This window comes from Actinoplanes sp. TFC3, assembly GCF_001553785.1.
Classification (GTDB): domain Bacteria; phylum Actinomycetota; class Actinomycetes; order Mycobacteriales; family Micromonosporaceae; genus Actinoplanes.
The window spans coordinates 2247621-2264886 of sequence record NZ_LOJP01000001.1 but is presented as its reverse complement, the minus strand read 5'-3'; the positions used below and the strand labels follow the sequence as shown (position 1 = coordinate 2264886).

The 17266-nt window shown below is 69.7% G+C and carries 14 protein-coding genes; 3 read left to right on the top strand and 11 right to left on the bottom strand.

All coding sequences use genetic code 11. The annotated features are described in order from the left end of the window. The first annotated feature begins 820 nt into the window (after positions 1-820). On the top strand, positions 821-4105 hold the full coding sequence (locus TFC3_RS10385) for a hypothetical protein (RefSeq protein WP_067498696.1): 3285 nt from the start codon (positions 821-823) through the stop codon (positions 4103-4105). On the opposite strand, the gene TFC3_RS10380 is transcribed toward TFC3_RS10385, so the two are convergent. The 11 genes from TFC3_RS10380 to TFC3_RS10330 all read right to left on the bottom strand — a co-directional run bounded on the left by TFC3_RS10380 (position 4084) and on the right by TFC3_RS10330 (position 15566). Beyond that, entirely contained in the window at positions 4084-5919 is a 1836-nt protein-coding gene (locus TFC3_RS10380) for an AfsR/SARP family transcriptional regulator (RefSeq protein ID WP_067498694.1), read from the bottom strand. The genes TFC3_RS10385 and TFC3_RS10380 overlap by 22 nt on opposite strands. Before the next feature lie 107 nt (positions 5920-6026). Further along, positions 6027-7037: a glycosyltransferase family 2 protein gene (locus TFC3_RS10375; protein WP_067498692.1), complete on the bottom strand. Its 1011-nt coding sequence runs from the start codon at positions 7035-7037 to the stop codon at positions 6027-6029. After that, entirely contained in the window at positions 7034-8065 is a 1032-nt protein-coding gene (locus tag TFC3_RS10370; RefSeq protein WP_067498690.1) for an endonuclease/exonuclease/phosphatase family protein, read from the bottom strand. Before TFC3_RS10370 ends, TFC3_RS10375 begins: the two co-directional genes overlap by 4 nt. Beyond that, on the bottom strand, positions 8062-9075 hold the full coding sequence (locus TFC3_RS10365) for a glycosyltransferase family 2 protein (RefSeq protein WP_067498688.1): 1014 nt from the start codon (positions 9073-9075) through the stop codon (positions 8062-8064). Before TFC3_RS10365 ends, TFC3_RS10370 begins: the two co-directional genes overlap by 4 nt. Then, a complete protein-coding gene (locus tag TFC3_RS10360; protein WP_236718060.1) occupies positions 9072-10031 on the bottom strand; it encodes a UbiA prenyltransferase family protein in 960 nt (319 codons plus the stop codon). The genes TFC3_RS10365 and TFC3_RS10360 overlap by 4 nt, the downstream gene beginning before the upstream one ends. A gap of 12 nt (positions 10032-10043) precedes the next feature. After that, positions 10044-11075 (bottom strand): NAD(P)-dependent oxidoreductase, encoded by a 1032-nt coding sequence (locus TFC3_RS10355; protein WP_082772413.1) that lies wholly within the window; start codon positions 11073-11075, stop codon positions 10044-10046. After that, on the bottom strand, positions 11072-12394 hold the full coding sequence (locus tag TFC3_RS10350; protein ID WP_201787229.1) for an aspartate aminotransferase family protein: 1323 nt from the start codon (positions 12392-12394) through the stop codon (positions 11072-11074). The genes TFC3_RS10355 and TFC3_RS10350 overlap by 4 nt, the downstream gene beginning before the upstream one ends. 92 nt (positions 12395-12486) lie before the next feature. Then, entirely contained in the window at positions 12487-13440 is a 954-nt protein-coding gene (locus TFC3_RS10345) for a lysylphosphatidylglycerol synthase domain-containing protein (protein WP_067498685.1), read from the bottom strand. Next, a complete protein-coding gene (locus tag TFC3_RS10340; protein ID WP_067498683.1) occupies positions 13437-14438 on the bottom strand; it encodes a glycosyltransferase family 2 protein in 1002 nt (333 codons plus the stop codon). Before TFC3_RS10340 ends, TFC3_RS10345 begins: the two co-directional genes overlap by 4 nt. Before the next feature lie 145 nt (positions 14439-14583). Beyond that, a complete protein-coding gene (locus TFC3_RS10335) occupies positions 14584-14793 on the bottom strand; it encodes a hypothetical protein (protein ID WP_067498681.1) in 210 nt (69 codons plus the stop codon). Beyond that, positions 14790-15566 carry a GTPase family protein gene (locus tag TFC3_RS10330; RefSeq protein WP_161952563.1) on the bottom strand — a complete coding sequence of 259 codons (777 nt, stop codon included), beginning with the start codon at positions 15564-15566 and terminating at the stop codon, positions 14790-14792. The genes TFC3_RS10335 and TFC3_RS10330 overlap by 4 nt, the downstream gene beginning before the upstream one ends. A 105-nt stretch (positions 15567-15671) precedes the next feature. Here TFC3_RS10330 and TFC3_RS10325 point away from each other — a divergent pair, with 105 nt between their 5' ends. Then, entirely contained in the window at positions 15672-16250 is a 579-nt protein-coding gene (locus tag TFC3_RS10325) for a hypothetical protein (RefSeq protein ID WP_067498677.1), read from the top strand. A gap of 268 nt (positions 16251-16518) precedes the next feature. Next, positions 16519-17229, top strand: a complete 711-nt coding sequence (locus TFC3_RS10320) for an alpha/beta fold hydrolase (protein ID WP_067498675.1) — start codon at positions 16519-16521, stop codon at positions 17227-17229. The last annotated feature ends 37 nt before the right edge of the window (positions 17230-17266 follow it).

The window sequence follows — 17266 nt, the reverse complement described above, 5'->3', positions numbered from 1 at the left end:
CCCCAGAGCCACCCCCCGGAGCGGACCCGGGCGGCAGCAAATGAGCAGGAACCGTCCCATTCCCCCGCACCGCACCCGGCCCCAGGTCCTCCGGCAGCAAGTCCATCAAGCTGCCCGGATCAAAATCGGCCACCGACACCCGAACCGGCACTCCCTGACCGCCCCCGGCAGCCGGCCGGACAACCGCAGGCCCGTCAACGATCGGAGTACTCCCCGAAGGGACGGGCCCAAGAGTGACACCTCCGCCGCCCGGCGCAACAACAGGCGGAGCGGGAACAGGGGGTGGGGATGAGGGAAGCGGCCCCAAGCTGCCCCGGGGCCGCCCGGAGATTCCGCCCGGCCGTGCGCGTACCCCGCCGGCTTCGCCCGCCTCGGCGTTTTCGCGTTCCAAGCGCGGCACTCCTCCGGCCGTCAGGTCTCGGAAGGGGTGCGCGGACGGTAGTACCGGGGGCTCGGCTGACGGGAGTTCGTGGTGGGCCGGCCAGTGCGGGTGCATCAGCTCTTCGGGATGCAGCGGCGCCGCAGCCGCGGCTGGGCCCAGGGCTGCTTCGACGTCGGCCGCGCCGGCTTCGGCGGCGTCCGGGGCGGCCAGGCGCAGCCGCATCGCGCGCAGCAGCGCCAGCATGTGCGGGTCCGAGCCGGAACCGGATGTCATCGCCCACCCCCGACGGCCGCCGTGGCATCCAGGATGGCAGGTCCCCCACCTCACCCGCAGCCAAAGCGCCACATGCAGCCAGGCACAAAGCCCCACCCGCAGCCAAAGCGCCACGCCCACAAAGCCCAGCCCTCAGGAAGCGCCACCGATGAGAGACACTTGCGCGTGCTCGCCGCTACCCAAAACCTGCTCTCCGCGCTCGACCCGCTGTCGTACCCGGCCCGGATGCGCCATCTGGCCGCCTGGGCAAAATCGGACACGCATGCCGCCTTCGTCGGCGCTGAGCTGCGCGAACAGGGACCCTACGAACGCGGGCTCGCGCTCGTCATCGCGATGGCCACCCGAGACGACGACGGCATCCGCGGCGCCACCCAGGATCAGCAGCCGAGCATCCGCGCCAGCGCCATCAGCGCCGCCCTGCGAACAAGCGCGGAAAGCCCCCACCGAGGAACAAGCACCGAAATCCCCGACCTGACCGACCTGCCGGCCGCCCACCGCCGCCGCATCTACCGCACGCTCCGTTCCTTGCAAGCCCCAGCCCTCGCCGACGCGATCTTCGAGCAGGTCCGTGCCGCGCACGGTGACAGTGAAGCTGCGGCTCTGCTTCCCGCCTGCAGTCCCCCCACGGTACGAACAAAGCTCCCCGACCTCGAACACGCCCTCAACCCCGAGCGACTCGTGCGACGCCACCCCGGTCTGCTGCTGGAGCGGACCGGAACCCGGCTCGAAGCCGCCGCCCCCGAGCATCGCAACCGCATCTGGGCCAACCTGGCCACCGCCGTCCTGCAGTGCGACCCGGAAGCCGTGCTCGGTCTGCTGGAGCGGTATGCGCCCGACCAGACGCTGCCCGGCGCGCTCACCGCGTACGGGAAAATTGCCGCTTTCAGCCCGCACCGGGTCCTGGCTTTGCTCCTCGCCCCGGCCCGCGCGGCCTGGTTGCGCCGCACGCAGCTGTCTCCCGCCCTCCTGCGCCGGCTCGCCACGCTGCCGGTCGCCGACCTCGCCCCGCTCGCGCAGCGCCTGCACGACCACCCGCGAAGCCTGGCCGCGCTGCTCGACGCCGTGGCCCCGGCTCGGCGTGGGGAGCTGTACGACGCCGCGCTGGCCGAGGTGGATACCGCCGTGCTGGTGCCGACGCCGCAGGTGATCGAGGTGCTGCCCGCTGCGGTGCGGATCCGGGAGGCGACCCGGGTGCTGGGGCTCAAGCAGACCCGCGACGAAGAGTGGCTGGTGCTGCTGTGGAGTTCATTTCTGGCCTGGCCGGAGGCGGCGGCGGCGCTGGAAAGCGCGCTGCGTTCGAGCGATGCTGAGGAGCGGGCGCGGGCGTACCGGCTGCTGGTGGATGCGGCGCGACGGTCGCGCGATCCGCGGGTGGTGGCCGAGGTTGTCGCTCGGCTGAGGCGGTTGCGCAACGAGCAGGATCCGGTACGGGCGGCAGCGCTCACCGCGCTCGCCGGTGTGGCCCGGCTGCTGAGCGCGGACACGGCCGATGGATTGACCGCCATTGTGACCGACGCGGTGGAGGCGCGCGATGCCTCGGCGGCGAGCATGGCGGCGTTGAGCACGCTGGCCGCTGATACGTTGCAGCACCACGTCGGCGAGCCGGCGTTGCGGGACTGGGCGTTGCTGGCGATCGACCTGATCAGCAGCGGGTCGAGTGTGCCGGTGCTGCGCCGGTTCGACACGGTGCTGCGCCGGGGCCAGGAGCACGAGGTGGTCGACCGGCTACGACCGTGGGTCCGGGCGGGCGTGGACCGGGGCCGGTACGGGCCGCTGTTCGCGCTCACCGCGGCGCTGGGCAAGCGGGCCTGGAACGTTCCGGTGCTGCAAGCCATGCTGCGCGAGGCGATCGGGGCGCGGCAGGAGCCGGTGGTACGCCAAGCCATCCACCTGTGGCTGGAGAATCCGCACGGCCGGGCGGACCGGGTGGCCGAGGTGCTCAACCTTGACTCGTCGACGGTGACCTTCGCCGAGGTGTGGCACACGCTGTGCAGCACCCGCACCGATCTGCTGGACCGGGTGCTGGACAAGGCCCCGCGCGGGCGGTTCGTGGACCGCAAGGTGCGCTGGGTGCCGCAGTATGCCCAGCATCTGGAGCGCTGGCTGCCGCGTCAGCAGGCGGCCTACCTGGCGTTGCTGAAGCGGGTCATCACCGATGCGGGAGCTGAGGTGTGGCACCGGGCGACAGCGATCCACGCGGCGGCGCGGGTGCCAGTGCTGGGACGCGAACTGGTGCTGCGGTATGTCGACGCGTCCGAGGTGGTCATTGCCGAGGCGGCGCTGGCGGCGCTGGCGTGGTCGGATCGCCCGGATGAGGCGTTGCCGGTGCTGCTGCGGTACGCCGGTGGGGACCGGGCGCGGGTGGCGCTGTATTCGGCTGGGCGCGCGGCTCGCTTCGTGGCGCCGTCGACGTTGCCGGCGCTGCTGGGTGCGGTGCTGACCGGGGAGTCGGTGAAGGTAACCAGCCGCAAGGAGGCAGCCCGGCTGCTTGCGCGGCTGGGGCCGCCCGGGGTGATGGGGGTGCTGCTGCGGACGTACCGGGAAATCGGCACGCATCGTGATGTGCGCGCAGCGATCGTCTCGGCCGCACGCCAACGCCTCGCCGACCCCGACAGCTGGCTGATCTTGACGTCGCCCGGCTCGCGGGAGGATCGCCGGGCCGTGCTCGCCGCGACGCCATGGGGCATTCCCGAGCGTTTCCGGCAGCAGTACGCCGAGTTGATCAAGACGGCGTGCCGCGCCGACGACCGGGAGATCCGGCGCGCCGCGTTCGCTCAATTGCCGTCCTGGGCGCGGTGGACCACCGGCACGGCCGAGCTTGTCCAGCAGCGGCTCACCGATCTGGGTGAGCCGCTGCTGCCGGTCCAGTTGACCAGCTTGATCCCGGCGCTGAACGGCACCGGCCTGGATGCGACGTTCGCCCGCCTCATCGAGCGCGACGCGGCCGATGACGACCCGGGCGGCCCGGCTTCGGACCGCCCGGCCCGCCGCCGCCTGGAAACCCTGGCCCGTGGCGTCATCGGCTGGTCGCGCACCGCCTCGGTCAGCCAGGACCGGCGGCCGTTCGTCGACTCGGCGCACGGGCTGGCCGGGCACGCGGAATTCACCGCGTTGGCGGTCACGATGCTGATCGGCCTGGGGCGGCTGGACAACCTGCCGGAGGTGGCTGATCGATGTGCTCACCGGCCGGCGCTGGCCGTGCAAGCTGCCGAGCTCATCGGGTCACGCCTGCGCGAACTGCCCGAGTTCATCGACCCGGCGGTGCTGCGCTCGACAGTGAGCGCCCTGGCCGCGCGGGGTGACCTGGCCGGTGGGCTGGCGGCGGTGGCGCTGGTCCAGCCGGGTGCCTCGTTCGGCTGGCCGGTCGCGTGGCGGGAGCTGCTGCTGGGTCTGCGCACCCACCCCGACCCGGACGTGCGGGACGCGGCCTACGCCGTCGACATGTCCTGACGCCGGCCGATGCCGCCGGCGCAGGTGGCCGGGACGGCCTCGGCGGCCAGCATCTCGCGGGCGAAGGGCCGCACCAGCGAATGGAAGCGGTAGAGCGCGGTGGCCCGGTCGACCTTGACGTCCAGCAGCCGGGCGTCGAAGAGCTGGGCCATCAGCTCCTCCCCTACCGACACGTCGATGCCGAGCAGACCGGCGGCCACCGAGGCGGGGAACACCGGCTCGTCGAGACCGGCGAGCCGGCGCAGCAACCGGCGGCCCTGTTCGGGTAGCGACAGATAGTCCTGCCGGAACGTGGCGCGCAGCTGCAGGTCGCCGTAGACCATCTCGTCGAGGCGCCGGCTGGGGTCGCGCAGCCGCTCGGTGAGCTGGCCGATCCGCCAGTGCGGGCGCGAAGCCAGCCGGGCGCCGACAATACGTACGGCCAACGGCAAACCCCCGCACAACGTCACCAGTTCCCGGGTGGCAGCCGGCTCCGCGCGCAGCCGGTCAGCCCCGATGATGCGGGCCAGCAGCTCGGCGGCGTCGGGATCGCTGAGCGGGGTGAGGGTGATGTGCCGGGCGCCGGCCAGCCCGGCCAGCCGTGACCGGCTCGTGGTCAGCACCGCGCAACTCGCCGAGCCGGGCAGCAGCGGCAGCACCTGCGCCTCGTCGACCGCGTCGTCGAGCACCACCAGGATCCGCCGATCGGCCATCCGGCTGCGGTACTCGGCTATTCGGTCCTCGACGGTGCCGGTCACCGCGCCGGCGCCCAGCGCGCCCAAGAACCGGGTCAGCACGTCGGCCGGGTCGAGGCGCCGGCCCCCGCTGCTGAGCTTGGCGTAGAGCTGACCGTCGGGGAAGGTGTCGGCCCGGCGATGGGCGACATGAATGGCCAATGTGGACTTTCCGACCCCGCCGGCGCCGGAGATGGCGACCACGGGCAGCCCCGAACCGGCGCCGTCGGCGGGCAGCACGGTCAGCAGGCCACGGGCGGCGTCGGCGCGCCCGGTCAGGTCGGTGATGTCGGCCGGAAGCTGGCGGGGCACCGGTCCGACCCGGGCCGCCACCTGCACGGCGTCGCTGTGCAGGTCGAGTTCGGGGCTGCGGGACAGGATCGCGTGCTCCAAGCGGCGCAGCTCCTCCCCGGGCTCCACGCCGAACTCGGCGATCAGCTCGGCCCGGGCGGTGCGGTAGACGTCCAGCGCCTCGATCTGACGTCCGGCCCGGTACAGCGCCAGCATCAGGCTGGCCAGCAGGTTCTCGTGCGCGGGGTGCTCACCGGTGAGCTCGCGCAGCTCGGGCAGCAGCTCGTGGTGGCGGCCGAGGCGCAGGTCGAGGCGGACCCGCTCCTGCAGGATGCGCAGCCGGCGCTCGTGCAGCCGGGCCACTCCGGCCTGGACCACGGCCGAGGGCACGTCGGCCAGCGGCGCGCCCCGCCAGAGCCGCAGCGCCGAGCGCAGCAGTTCGGCCGCTTCGGTCTCCTGCCCGGCGCCCGCAGCGGTGCGGGCCTGCCCGGCGAGGTCGTCGAAGACCAGCGCATCGAGTTGGTCGGCGGGCGCCCGCAGCAGGTAACCGGCCGGGCGGGTGACAACCGCGTTGCGCAGCGCCGTCGCGCTGAGCACCCGGCGCACCTTGGAGACGCAGATCTGCACCTGACCGCGGGCGGTCGGTGGCGGGTTCTCCTCCCAGAGGCTCTGCACCAGCTTGTCCACAGTGACCAGCCGGTTGGCCTCCAAGGCGAGGATGGCGAGCAGGATGCGGTGCCTGGCGCCGCCGAGCTGCACCTGATTACCCTGCACCGACACCTCCAGCGGACCGAGAATGCGAAGGTCCATGTTTCCCCCGTTCGTTACGCGAACTCATGAGCCATAGACGCAGGTCGAGCTGTTAGGAATGCTTACTGTAGCTGCATGGTCATTCTCTGTGCCATCCCTTGCGTGATTCAGAAGCTCGCGGCGGCCACCGGCTCGACGTCGTACAGCCGGCGGAACCGGCCGGAAACCAGCCAGTGCAGCACCCCCACGCCGACGCTTGAGGCAATGGTCAGGTTCAGCAGGTAGTGCACGCCGGTGTAGTAGGCCAGGAAAGCGAACCCGCGGTGCCGCAGCACGTAGCGGTACATGCCGGCGTCGAGCAGCAGGGATGCGGCCAGCAAGCCCACCGGGACGGCGGCCCACCACGCGCCGGCGAGCAGGGGCAGTGGCAGGGCCACAGTGCCGGCCAGGGCGGCGATGCTGGCGTAGGCGCGCAGCGGGCTCTCGTACCCCTGAGCGAATTTCTTGCGGCGGGCGTAGAGCGGGATGCGCATGCGGCCACGCTTGAACAGTTTGCGCAGCATGGGCCACAGTTCGCTCTCGTCGTCGTGGCGTCCCCGGATCCGGCTGTCCAGGCGCAGGTCGTACTTGGCCGACAGGCGCTCGCCGTAGTCGACCTCCTCCTGCAGCCCGTCGGCGCTCTTGAACGGGCCGATGTCTTCCCACACCCGCCGCGGGATCGCGCACAGGCTGGAGAACAGGAAGCTGACGTTGCCGTCTGAATCCAGCCGCCAGTAATGGCCCTGCATGCAGCGGTACTCCTCCACGCGGCTGTGCCGGATCAGCGGTTCCGCGTCATAGATGCCGCACGCCGCCCCGATCTTCGGGTCGGAGTCGAGCAGCCGCACGCTGAGTTCGATGGCGTCCGGGGCGAGAGCCACATCGGAGTCCACGAAGAAGAACACGTCGCCCTTGGCGTGCGCGACCCCGAGGTTGCGGGCCCGGGACACGCCGCCGTTTGGCGTACGGATCACCGTCACTCCCATGGCCTCGGCGATCTCGGCCGAACCGTCGGTGCTGCCGTCATCGACGACCAGGATCTCCAGCGGCGAGTAGGTCTGCTCCTGCAACGCTTTGAGGCACAACGGCAGCGCCTCGGCGTAGTTGTAGTTCGGCACGATGACCGACACGAGCGTCATGAGGAACCCCCGGGGGTGAGAAGGACGGTCTGCAGGCGGTGATCGGACATGCCGGGCGGGCTGGTGAACGTGTAGCGGTGCACGGCCAGCCCGGTCGTGGTGAACAGCCAGTCGAGGCGCCACAACGCTGTGCCGCGGGGCCAGGAACCGGGATAGAAGGTGTCCATCGCCGGCGCGGCGTCGTGCAGCTTGCCCGGCAACCGGTGCAGCTCGCCCATCGCCGGGGTCGAGTTGAGGTCACCGGCCAGCAGGATGGGAGCCGGGTTGGCGGCCACGTCCGCGGCCAGCGCCGACCACTGGGCGTCGCGTTGCGCGGCCCGGTCGCCGATCGCCCGGTAGAAGCCGGCCGACAGCGGGCTCTGACCCAGGTCGATCGGCACCGGGATGTGCACGTCGTAGAAGGACACCGCGTGCCCGCCGATGTTCAGGTCGACCCGCAGCGACTTGACCGTGTCGTAGGCGTAGCGCCAGGGCGCACCGGCCGGGGGCGGAGCGGGCAGGGGCCGGATGCCGGTGACCGCAAGCCGGGTCAGCACCAGCAACTCGCCCACCGCGATGGCCCGGTAGCCCGGCAGGTGTTGCGGTATCAGGGTTTCGTCGATGCCGGCCAGCGCTCTGGTGATGCTCTGGTCGGCGGGCTGGTACTCCTGCAGCAGGTACACGTCGGCGTCCTGGGCCTGCAGGAAGCGGTAGAAGCCGTCCGGGTCGCCGGACAGGTGCCACGCCTCGGTGTTCCAGGAGACCACCTTGATGGCCCCCGCGGGCACCGGGCTGTCCTGGTGCTCCAGGTTCAGCCCGGCCTGCCCGGCTCCCAGGACCAGCGAACCCAGGGCGGTGACCGTTACCACCCATCGCGCGCCGCGCACCGCCAGCCCCAGCAACGCCAGAACCGGCGGGACGACCACGAACGCCAGCGGTGGCACCAGATTCGGCAGCAGCCACAGCGCCCATTCGCCGCTGAGCACCAGGTTCAGTACCGTGTACGCGAACCAGCCGGCGCTGAGCACGTACGCCGACCACTTCCTCACGCGACCGCCTCGCGATAGGTGCTGCGGAAGCGCGCCGACATCAGCCACTGCAGCACCCCGCTCACCAGCCCGGCCATGATGACCAGGTTGACCAGCAGGTACATCAGCGTGAAGAACGGCAGGAACAGCACCCCGCGATGCCGGGCGACGTAGCGGTACATGCCCGGTTCCGAGGCGATGAACGCGGCCAGCAGCACCGCCGGCAACGCCCACCAGACCGCGCCGAGCACGAACGGCACCACGAGCGTCAGCACCGCCAAGGTGGCCAGAACGGTCCCGGCCAGCCGCGCCGAGCCGGCCTTGCCGCGCGGCTGTCTGCTGCCGTCCTCGCGCATGGCGACGTACGGCACATGCAACCTCGTGCGATGGAACACCTTGCGCACGATCACACCTACGGTGGCGTCGTGATCGTGGCGCCCGCGGACCTTGGGCGTCAGCAGCACCCGGTAGCGGCTGGACAACCGGCGCCCGTAGTCGGAATCCTCGGTCTGGCGCAGCCGCGGGTTGAACGGGCCGATCTCGGTGAACACGTGCCTGGGGATGGCCAGGATCGCGGTGTACAGCGTCGAGATCTCCCCCTCGTCGGCCACCAGCCAATAGGTTTGCTGCAGGCTGCGGTATTCCTGCACCGGGCCACGGCGGATCAGCGGTTCGGGGTCGTAGTTGCCGCACACCGCGCCGACGCCGGGATCCTGCTGCAGCGCGGCCACCGCGTTGGCCACCGCGTCGGGCCGGATCTCCACGTCCGAGTCGACGAAGACCAGGATCTCACCGGCGGCGTGCTGGGCGCCGAGGTTGCGGGTGGTGGCCACCCCGCTGTTGGTGCCGGTCGAGATCACCCGTACGCCCAGGGCCTGCGCGACGGCCACCGAGTTGTCGGTCGAGCAGTCGTCGACCATCAGCAGCTCCAGCGCCGGGTAGGTCTGCGCTTGAATGGATGTCAAGCAATGCCCGAGGGCCGAGCCGTAGTTGTAGTTGGGCACGATCACCGTCACCAGGGGCGTGGTCATGGCAGCACCCGGGTGGCCAGGTCGGGGGTGTGGGCGAGCACCAGCAGGACGGTGAACGCGGCTGCCCACAGGCCCCCGGCGGTGAGCAGGGTGCGATCGGTGAGCAGGGTTCGTACCGGATCACCACCACCGCTGTCCACCAGCACCGCCTGCAGGTAGCGCAACAAGGCGAACAACCCCAACGGCAGGGACAGGAGCAGAGCACCCGTGCCGTACGGACTCACGGGCGCTTCGGTGCGCACATAGAGCAGCCCGGCCACCACCGCGATCACCGCACTCAACACCAGCAGATGGTCGGCCAGCGCCACGGTGTAGCCGCGCAACGCCGGTCGATGATCGGCCCCCGAGACGGTCAGCTCATGGCGGCGCTTACCCAGGATCAGCAGCAGGCACAGCGTGAACACGGCGACCACCAGCCAGCTCGAGATCGGCTCGGCCGTGGCGGTGTAGCCCTGCAGCAGCCGCAGCACGAACCCGGCGGCTACCGTGCACACGTCGACCAGCGGGATGTGCTTGAGCCGCCGGCTGTAGGCGATGTTGAGCAGCAGATAGGCCACGACGGGTAGCGCCGCCACGTCCGGCAGCCAGGACAGCATGGCGATCAGGGCGGCCGCGATGAGCCCGGCGTAGCCGTAGGCCAGCGGCACGGGCACCCGGCCGGAGGCGATGGGGCGCAGTCGTTTGACCGGGTGCCGCCGGTCGCGGAGCCGGTCGGCGACGTCGTTGCCGATGTAGACCAGCGCGGAGGCGAGCGTGAACGCGATGACCGCGAGGGCGACATCGCCCAGGATCTTCCAGCTCCACACGTCGGCATCGAGCAGGGCCAGCGGGATCACGAGCAGGTTCTTCGCCCACTGCCAGGGCCGCACGAGCGTGACCAGGTCGGCGATGACCGAGGGGGCCGGGACGGCAGCGGCGGGCGCAAGGACGACGGCGGGCGGCGCGACGGCTTTCACGACGTACTCCTTCTAGAAGAAGACCTTGGCCAGGGAAAGCGCGCCCTGCTTCCACGGCTCGCGACTGGTGCGTCCCGAGCCTTCGACCTTTTCGGTACGTTCGGAGCGCCACCAAGCAAACGTGCGCAGAATGGCGTCCTGGTTGGACAGATTGGGCCGGAACCCCAGGCGCTCGGTGGCTTTGTCGATACTGACGAACGAGTCGTCCATCAACTTGTGCAGCAACCGGCCGTACACCGGGGAAAGCTTTGTCTTCTGCAGGACTGACAACGCGGCAAGCGCGGGCCTGGCCGGCAACGAGCGCACGCGCCCGCCGTGCCCGGCCGCGTCCAGCACCGCCTGGAAGTCCTCGCGGATCGTGCCGAAGCTCGCAGCCGCCAAGTTGTAGGTGTCGTTGGCGACGTCATCGGCCGCCTTGAGCGCGGTGACCACCCCATCGACCAGGTCGTCCATGGCCAGCATCTGGATGCGCACGTCGCCGCGCCCGAGCACGGGGAAGTCGCGGCCCTCCTCGGCCCACTCGAACAGCATCGCGAACAGGCCCATCCGTCCCGGCCCGACGAACGTCTTGGGGCGCAGGATCGGCAGGCACATCCCGGCGGCCCGGAACTGCTCGCACGCCTGCTCGGCCTCGGCCTTGGCCCGGCTGTACGGATCGACCGGCTCCCGCGGATGGTCCTCGGTCGTCGGCACGATCTTGGGCAGCCCGTACACCGCTGTCGACGAGATGTGCACGAACCGCTCGACCTTGTTGTCGCGGGCGGCGCTCAGCACGCTACGGGTGCCGTCCACGATCACCGAGCGGATCTCCCCGTCGGCATACGTGGGCAGCGCGGCGGCACAGTGCACCACCGCGTCCGCCCCGGACAGCGTCTCGTGCAGCAGCTTGGCGTCGCGGATGTCGCCGACCACGTGGCGGGCCTGCGGCGGCGCGTCCACGGCGTCGCGCAAATCCAGCCCGGTGACCTCGTAGCCGTCCGCGGCCAAACGCCGCACCAGGTACGAACCCAGCATCCCGGCCGCACCGGTCACCACCACGTTCACCACCGGGAACCCACTTTCTCCTTGACGAACGCGGTGAGCAGGCGCGGCATCCCCTTGGCCAGGGTTGCGTCCAGGCTCTCCAGGAAGTACTCGATGTCCTCGGGGTCGGCCACCAGCGTCGGCGCCACCATCAACGGGTTCTCCACGTTGGGGCTGTAGTACGTCATGATCCCGTGCTCGCGGTAGAGGTTCGCGATCACCGACAGCGTGATGACCTTGGTGCGGAACTGGGGGTCCTTGCTGAACCCGGGGGCCAGCTTGCCGGCCAAGTCGAGCAGCCGCGGCCCGCCGGCCAGGAACACCCCGAACAGCGCGCCCGTGCCCTGCACCGCGGTGATGACATCCGGATATGACTTGGCGATGCGTTCCAGCCCCGGGCGCAGCACCGACTCGATCGCGCGGGCCCGGGCCGGGAAGTCCTCTTCCACCACCACGTTCACCGCCTCGATCGCGGTCGCCGTCTCCTCGCCGAAGCCGTAGTACGTGGTGCTGTGCAGGATCACGTCGGTGAGCCGGTCGTAGGCCTTGCGGAAGATGGGTTCGCGGGCGGTGTAGCCGGAGATCGAGGCCTTGCCGCCGCCCAGCGACTTGGAGTAGGCCAGGATGTCGGGCACCAGGCCCTCGTAGCGCATGAAATAGAACAGGCTGCCGGTCTTGCCCCAGCCGGTGTAGATCTCGTCGAAGATCAGCACGATGTTTTTCTCCGTGCACAGCTTGCGCAGCTCGCGCAGGCTCTGCTCGGGCCACGCTCGCAGGCTGGAGGCGGAGAACGGTTCGACCAGGATCGCGTACACGTCGCATTGGCCGTCGGAAGTGCGCGCCTGGTCCACCGCCGCGCGCAGGGCCGCCATGTCGCCGTACGGATAAATGACCTGCCCTGGCAGCCCCGGGAACCGGAAGGCGTTCTCGCTGGATCCGGTGAGGCTGCCCGCCCCCAGCGTCTTGCCGTGGAAGCTGATGTCGGCGCGCATGATGGTGTTGCGCTTGCCGTTGTGGAACTTGTACGCCATCTTGATGGCGCCCTCCACGGCTTCGGCCCCGGAGTTCGGGAAGTAGGAGATGTTCAGGTCGCCGGGCAGCACCTGCGCGATGTTGTGGCTCAGCGCCGCCAGGTACGGCGAGAAGAACGCCTTGTGCACCTCCATCCGGCGGCGCTCGGCGAACGCCTTGCGGGCGGCCAGGATGCGCGGGTGGTTGTGCCCGTGGTTCAGCACGCCGACGCCGCCGGAGAAGTCGAGCACGCGCCGCCCGTCGCGCAGATAGATCCACGGTCCCTCGGCGTAGTCGACGAGCTCACGGCCGAAGCCGAAGGTCGTCATCAGGTTCACCTGGCTTTTGCTGACAAACTTGCCGTACAGGTCGTGCACGTCCTTGGTGGACAGCTCTTCCGCGCTCTGCACGGTGAACAACTTCATCGGACACTCTCCATCTCAGGGGTTGGTTGGGTACGTCTCAGCGTCACCAGCAGCACCACGGCCGCCGCGCCCAGTTCGGCCACGATGCAGACGAGCCGGCTGGCCAGCGCCACCACACCGGCTTCGCCCCAGGGCAGCACGGTGGCCAGCGCGACCGTGAGCGTCAGCTCCCGTGCACCCCAGCCATCCGGCATGATCAGCGCCGCGCTGCCGGCCACTGTGGCCAGCGCGAACCCGCCGACGCCCACGGGCAGCGCACGCACCGGGTCGGCGCCGAGCATCACCGTGAGAATCCACAGGTGCACCCCGGCCACCAGCCACGAGGCCAGTGCCAGCACGATCCCGGTGCGCATTCCCGCCGCCGACGCGAGCCGTTCGGGAGCCGGCCGCCGGGCCAGCCGCGCCATCAGCAGCACCAGCCGGTTGGCCAGGCCGGGCCAGATCAGGGCCACCACGAGGACCAGCACCGGTACGGCCAGCCACCACTGCGCCGACCCGCCCACTCCCGGCATGGCCAGCCCCGGTGCCGCCAGCATCCCGATGGCGGCACCGGTGAGCATGACGACGCCAAAACTGAGCAGGAAAGCCGTGGCCATCCGTCCGGCGTTGATGCCCGCGCTCTTGCCCATCCGCACGTGCGCCACCAGGCCCCAGAGCCGCCCCGGGATGTACTTGCCGAACATCCCGACAGCCCAGATCCGGGCGCAGTCGCGTGCTCCCACCGGCCCGCCGACGTCAACGACGAACCGCCGCCACGACAACAACCCGAGCACCAGCCCGGCCAGGTTGGCGGCGAGGGAGCCGAGGACGTACGGGATGACGCGGGGTTGCCGCAGTTGTGCCAGCACTTCCCAGCCCTGGTGGCGCAGGGCGAGCGCCACTCCCCCGGCCGCCGCCACCATGAACAGCCCGGTCAGCGCGGTCTTCCACCAGGCTCTTCGCTCACTCATCGCGCTTGCGCCGCCGGTTGGTGGGCCCTCGCGCGAAACCGGGCCAGCGGCATGCGAATCGCGCCGGCCACCGCTCCGGACCACAGCGCCAGATGCACCAGAAAATGCACGGCGGTAAAAAAGGCCAAGAAGCCGATGCCGTACGTCCGCAGCGCCGCCCGCGACAACCCTGGATTGGCACCGGCGAACAGGAGCGCAAACGCCACCGGAAGCGGCCACAGAATCGGCGCGGCCACCGTGAGCACCGCCGTGGCCGGAACCAAAGCCGCAGCGGCGATCCCGACAAGCGAGTTGCCCTTCAGAGTTCCCTTGCGCATCCGGTGTGCGGCTGCGACCGGCAACTGCAATTGCGCCCGCCGGAACGTCTCGGCCAGCAGCGGACCCAGCCGATCGACGTCATCGTGGTACGCCACCACGCGATCGGTGAGCCGGATCAGCGTGTGCTGCACCAGGCGGTCGCTGTACTCAGTGTCCTCCGAGTCGCGCAGCCGCTCGTCAAACGGACCGGCCGCGTCGAGGATTTCGCGCCGCACCGCCGCGGCGGCGAAGTAGGCGCTCTGGGTGAGCCCGACACCGCGCAGGCGACCGTAGTAGTGGTGCAGGACGCGGTACCGTTCCACCGGCCCGTCGTCGAAGAGCGGCTGGGCCGCGATCAGCCCGTGCACGCACCCGACCTCGGGCTCGTTGTCGAGAATCGCCACGGCGTTGGCCACGGCGTCCGGGGCCAGGGCGGTGTCCGAGTCCAGGAAGAACACGAGGTCGCTGGTGGTGGCGGCAACTCCGCGGTTCCGGGCGGCCGACACCCCGCGGTTGACTGCGGTGGTCAGCACGTGGCACGGGTATCGAGCGGCGATCTCGGGTGACCGGTCCGTGCTCGCGTCATCGGCCACGATCACCTGGGCGACGGGCCAGGTCTGGGCGTACACCGACTCCAGCACCGCAGCCAGCGTCTTCTCGGAGTTGTAATTAGGAACAACGACGGACACACTCGTGCTCATCTGCACTCCTCGCTGCCGACACGACCCTTCGTCGACCCGAGCAGCACACCGGCCCCGGCTATCGAACCGCCATCAAAACGCCTACTCCTGTAGTCAGCCGGTCACCAAGTGCAGGCGGCCCGGTCGTCCCGGACCGCCCTGATCCTCACCCGAACATGCGCCGCCACAGACCGCGTACCCCGCGCCACACGGAGTTGCCGATCCGCAGCCCGACGGTCAGCCAGCCGAACCCGATGTAGTTGAGCCATTCGCAGAACGCGTCGAACGCCCGGATGTCCTCGCGCCGGTAATACTCCAGATCCCGGCGCAGCCGCGCGACCAGATACCGGTATTCCTCCTCGGACATGTAGCTCATCGCGACCACCTCATCCGGCGCCGCCCGGTCTCGCCCACATCCTGAGCGACGCGATCGCGCAACTGCGCCGGAATGAAGTCGAACGGGTCGAACTTCTTGATCGCGCTGAAGATCCACGACCGCCGGGGTGGCGCCGCTTCCACCATTGCCGTGAACAGTTCCTGCAGCCCGTACAAATGCGTTGCAGAATACGGTACGACCACAGGCTTGCGGCCAATAATCGACTCGATACGCTCCGCCCGGTCCTGCACGATGATGTCGATGTTCTGCCGCTGGGTGCGCGACGGGCAGTTGGCCGCCTCACTCCAGTCGCGCGGCTCGACCAGGTCGATCTGGTTGATGCCGAACACCATCCGGTCGTGAAAGGGTGCCAGGTGGCGCAGGTACTGCTGGTCCAGGGCGACAGCGCGGTTGCGTGCCGTCATCGTCCACAGGATCACGTCGGCAGCCGGAAGCGCTTCCTCGTACATGCTCAGATATTCCGGGTCCCGCCGGACATCCTCGCCCAGCCCCGGCGCGTCAACGATTCGCAGCACTGTTTGCTGGCCGGCCAGCCGCGGATCGCTCGACGGCGCCGCCAGGTCGACGTTGAGGAATTCCTTGGTACAAGCGACAACATGGCTGACTTCCAAGCCAACCTTGAACATCGCGTTGATGGTCGACGACTTCCCGGTCCCCGACACCCCGATAACCCCAACAGTCGGCGGTCTCCCCACAACCTCCTCAGCAATCTTCGCAGCAATCTGCCGTTCCGTCTCGGCGTCGATCCCCACGTCCCTCGGCTCGTCCATGTCACTCCCAAAGGTGAGCAAGCCAGGCGCACGTATTCGCACGCACCCCTACCTGACGGACCACTCACCCAGGCATAGGAACGTGTGGTGGAACGCTTCGCCGCGTCGTCGTACCTGGTGGGGCGGCGGCTGGGTAGCCACAGTTGCAAAATGGGGCGCATGGCGGTCATTTTCGAGCTGGTGGTCAACTTTGGTTCCGACGTGGCCGCGGCTGAGGCGGCCCAGCACCTGGTCGTCGCCGCGCCTCCCCTGACCGTCGGCCACCGGGAAATCGCTCTGCACGGCCCGATGATCAACCGGGTGCGCGATGTGGACGACACACCGTTGCTTTTGCTGAGCGTTCTTCCGGTGGGCGTCAGCTGGGGATTTCCCGGTGATTCCAGGTACGAGCCGGTGCGCCTGTCCACCGCGCACCTTTCCGCCCTGGGCCACCAGCTGTACGAATTACTCAAACAGTTCACGAAGTACCGAACTGCCGTCGTCGGCTGGGATCCCGAGTCTTTTGCCGGCCCGGCCGAACTGCGGCGAGACTGGTCCGACGAACTTGCGACCGGAACCCTGCCCGGTGTCGTCTTGGCGGAAGATGTGCTTGCGGACGTACGCGGAGCAGCGTTTGTGCCTTTTGTTCCTGGCTTCGTCTGGGTCCCTTACGCAGGCGAGGCCTAGAAGCCGCCCATCCACGCCATCGCGGCGCCCGCCCGTCCCGCGCTGTGCCCCGGCGGCAGGTGCAGAACGTCGATCAATCTGGGCCGTGACCCACCAGACGAACGGCAGATCCGTGGGCGCGGGGGCCCGGTCGGCGCTCAGGTGCGGGCCACCCTCCGGCACCTGCTCGACAGAGAACCACCGCATGTCTGGATTGGACGCCGTTTCGCGCCGAGCCGACATCTTCCTGCGCCTATGAGGAGCTGAAGCTGCGTTAGCTTTCTATGCCATGGACTCCCGGACAGTTGAGGTTGGAACAGCCGCATTGCACGTGGGCGTGACCGGCCAAGGACCCGATGTCGTCGTGTTGAGCGGCGGTCCCGGTTGTGTGCAGTACCTGGAACGCGACGAACTGGCGCCGCTGGGGCATCGCGCCTGGTTCCCCGAGCCCCGCGGGGTCGGCCGTTCGACCGGCGGACCGCACTCCATGGAACAAGCAATCAAAGACCTTGAGAACATCCGTACGGCAGCAGGTGTCAGCACGTGGGTTGTGGTTGGTCATTCGTGGGGGTCCGACCTTGCGGTGCGCTACGCGGTCGAGCACCCGGAGGCGGTGACCGCGGTGGTCGGCATTGCCGGTCGGGGTCCCCAGCGTGACAGCACGTGGTCCGAGGCGTACCACGACGGCGTGACCTCGGAGCCGGTTGTCGACATCGCCTGGGTACCTGAGGTGCACGCGGCTCTCGGCGAATCGTTTACCGAGTGGGTCCATCGGCCCGATCTGTGGCGGGGGCTGGCGGACTGCCGGGTGCCGATGCACTTCATCGCCGCCGGGGACGACATCCGCCCGTCGTGGCCACTGGCTCAGCTTGCCCACCTGGTTCCGCGCGGCAGGTTTTCCACCGTGTCCGGTGTGCCGCACAACTTCTGGTTCACCCATCCTGAGGTGTGGGTCAGGACTGTCACAGAGAATGTCAGGCCCGAATCTCGCCGGTGCTGACCGCGGCGGGTGTGAACGTCGAGAAGCTCACCGCCCG

What these genes read in the sequence shown, in the direction of transcription:
- TFC3_RS10380 (WP_067498694.1), bottom strand. Translation starts at nt 5,919, where the DNA reads ATGGACCTTCGCATTCTCGGTCCGCTGGAGGTGTCGGTGCAGGGTAAT.
- TFC3_RS10375 (WP_067498692.1), bottom strand. Translation starts at nt 7,037, where the DNA reads ATGACGCTCGTGTCGGTCATCGTGCCGAACTACAACTACGCCGAGGCG.
- TFC3_RS10365 (WP_067498688.1), bottom strand. Translation starts at nt 9,075, where the DNA reads ATGACCACGCCCCTGGTGACGGTGATCGTGCCCAACTACAACTACGGC.
- TFC3_RS10350 (WP_201787229.1), bottom strand. Translation starts at nt 12,394, where the DNA reads ATGACGACCTTCGGCTTCGGCCGTGAGCTCGTCGACTACGCCGAGGGA.
- TFC3_RS10345 (WP_067498685.1), bottom strand. Translation starts at nt 13,440, where the DNA reads ATGAGTGAGCGAAGAGCCTGGTGGAAGACCGCGCTGACCGGGCTGTTC.
- TFC3_RS10340 (WP_067498683.1), bottom strand. Translation starts at nt 14,438, where the DNA reads ATGAGCACGAGTGTGTCCGTCGTTGTTCCTAATTACAACTCCGAGAAG.
- TFC3_RS10335 (WP_067498681.1), bottom strand. Translation starts at nt 14,793, where the DNA reads ATGAGCTACATGTCCGAGGAGGAATACCGGTATCTGGTCGCGCGGCTG.
- TFC3_RS10320 (WP_067498675.1), top strand. Translation starts at nt 16,519, where the DNA reads ATGGACTCCCGGACAGTTGAGGTTGGAACAGCCGCATTGCACGTGGGC.